This is a genomic window from Sphingomonas sp. (assembly GCF_035555815.1).
GTDB lineage: Bacteria > Pseudomonadota > Alphaproteobacteria > Sphingomonadales > Sphingomonadaceae > Sphingomonas.
Genome location: NZ_DATMGG010000016.1, coordinates 1 through 2,279, shown reverse-complemented (window position 1 = coordinate 2,279; position 2,279 = coordinate 1). Strand labels below are relative to the sequence as shown.

The window sequence follows — 2,279 nt, the reverse complement described above, 5'->3', positions numbered from 1 at the left end:
AGACGTTCGAGGCCGGATCATCGCCGACCAGCACCACCGCCAGCCCGGCCTGTCGCCCCGATGCCGCCCAGAAGCTGGCGGCGACGCCCGCCACCCGCTCGCGCAGCCGCGCTGCGGCGGCCTTTCCATCGATGATCCTTGCCGTCATGGGCCGTCTCCATAAAGTCGTGCGGCGATCCCGGCCAGTGCCAACGGATCGCCGGCGATCGCGATTCGCTTGTTGCGCCCCGTCTCCCCGCCAGCGATCGTCACGTCGCGCTTCGCCACGCCGAACGCCCTGGCCAGAAAAGCGATCAGCGCGGCATTGGCCTCGCCATCGACCGGCGGCGCGGTCAGCCGTACCGCGAATGCCTCACCCGGGCCGGGTCCGATCGCGTTGCGCGACGCGCGCGGCGTCACCCGCACGCTCAGCATCAGCCCGTCGGGCCGTTCGGTCCAGCCGCTCACATCGAATAGACGACGCTCTGATACTGGTTGACGATGATGATGTTGAGGATGACCAGCGCGATCAACGCCACCATCGGCGCGAAGTCGATCGGCCCGGTATCGGGCAGGATGCGGCGGATCGGGCGATAGACCGGCTCGGTAACCGCCTCCAGCCCGCGATAGATCGAATCGACGAACTGGTTGTGCCGGTTGACCACGTTGAACGAGACCAGCAGCGACACGATGATCTGGATGATGATGATCCAGCGCGCGATCATGATCAGGTACAGCAGGATGTCGAAAATCGTGTTCAAAGCGTGTCAGCCTTTCGGATCGGTATCGGCGATAGATAGCGTGCCGATCAGCGCCGGACCAGCGTGCCGATGCCGCGTTCGGTGAAGATCTCCAGCAACATGCCGTGCGGGATGCGCCCGTCGATGATCACTGCCGCGTCGACCCCGCGCTGGACCGCGTTGACGCAGGTTTCCAGCTTGGGGATCATGCCGCCCGAAATGGTGCCGTCGGCGCGCAGCCGCTCGACATCGGCCGGGCGCAGGTCGCTGAGCAGCGCACCCGACTTATCGAGCACCCCGGCCACGTCGGTGAGCAGGAAGAAGCGCGAGGCGCCGGCGGCGGCGGCGATCGCGCCGGCCATGGTATCGGCGTTGACGTTGTAGGTCTCGCCGTCGGCGCCCAGCGCGACCGGCGCCACCACCGGAATGAAGCCCTGCGCCGACAGCGTGTCGAGGATTCCGGGGCGCACTTCCACCGGTTCGCCGACGAAGCCCAGGTCGACGTGGCGCTCGATCCCCTGGAGCTTGTCCGGGGCGGCGCGGGTCACCTTCTCCGCCCGGACCAGCCCGGCATCCTTGCCCGAAATGCCGACCGCGCGCCCGCCGGCGGAGGCGATCCACGCCACGATCTCCTTGTTGATCGATCCGGCCAGCACCATCTCGGCGATCTCGGCGGTCGCCTTGTCGGTGATCCGCAGCCCGTCGTGAAAGCGCGATTCGACGCCCAGCCGCTTGAGCATCGCGCCGATCTGCGGCCCGCCGCCATGCACGACGACGACGTTGATGCCGACCATCTTGAGCAGCACCACGTCCTCGGCGAAATCGCGCGCCAGTTCGGGATCGCCCATCGCGTGGCCGCCGTATTTCACGACAAAGGTTTTGCCGGTGTACCGTTGGAGGTACGGCAACGCTTCGGTCAGCGTTTCCGCCTTGGCGAGCATGGCGGGCGAAGGGGCGTGATCGGTCATGCGCGGCTGTTTAGTGACACACATGCGTTTCCCCAACCCCGTTCATGCGAGCGGGAGAGACGAGCGGGAAAGGCAATCAGGCCGCGCGCGCGTCCAGCCGGCGGCCGAGCCAGACGAAGCCGGTGATCAGCACCGGCACCAGCACGATCGACAGCACCACCTTGGCCAGCATCTGCCCCAGCATCAGGTCGAGGATCGGGCGCACGCCCAGGAACGAGATGGTGATGAACAGCACCGTGTCGACCACCTGCGACACCACGCTGGCGATCATGCCGCGCAGCCACACCAGTCGCCCGGCGCCCTCCGGCGCCTTGAGCCGCGAAAAGATGAACACGTTGAGCGTCTGCGACGTGCCGTAGGAGATGAACCCGGCCAGCATCATGCGGATGCCCTGTCCCACCACGATCGGAAAGGCATCCACCGCCGGCGGATACATGCCCGCGTCGTGCGGCAGCCACAGCACGAGCTGGATCAGCGCGGCGGAGACGAACAGCGGGACGAAGCCCAGCCGCACCAGCCCCGTCGCGGTGCTCTGGCCATAGAGTTCGGCCACCGCGCTGGAAATCACCACGAGGATCAGGAAACCGAAGAT

At 66.9% G+C, this 2,279-nt stretch carries 4 protein-coding genes; all 4 read right to left on the bottom strand.

What is annotated here, in order from left to right; all coding sequences use genetic code 11:
• Nucleotides 1-144: 144 nt before the first annotated feature.
• Nucleotides 145-447 carry a DUF167 domain-containing protein gene (locus tag VNR91_RS00880; protein WP_325488911.1) on the bottom strand — a complete coding sequence of 101 codons (303 nt, stop codon included), beginning with the start codon at nt 445-447 and terminating at the stop codon, nt 145-147.
• The gene (locus VNR91_RS00875) at nt 444-740 is read right to left on the bottom strand and encodes a YggT family protein (protein WP_325488910.1); all 297 of its coding nucleotides are present in this window, start codon (nt 738-740) and stop codon (nt 444-446) included. Before VNR91_RS00875 ends, VNR91_RS00880 begins: the two co-directional genes overlap by 4 nt.
• Nucleotides 741-787: 47 nt before the next feature.
• Entirely contained in the window at nt 788-1,687 is a 900-nt protein-coding gene (gene argB / locus VNR91_RS00870) for an acetylglutamate kinase (RefSeq protein WP_325488909.1), read from the bottom strand.
• A 76-nt stretch (nt 1,688-1,763) separates the two neighbouring features.
• The coding region (locus VNR91_RS00865; protein WP_325488908.1) for a queuosine precursor transporter at nt 1,764-2,279 on the bottom strand (516 nt) is incomplete at its 5' end.

Bases quoted from the DNA above. Each gene is read 5' to 3' on its own strand.
- argB (WP_325488909.1), bottom strand. From the start codon at position 1,687: ATGACCGATCACGCCCCTTCGCCCGCCATGCTCGCCAAGGCGGAAACG.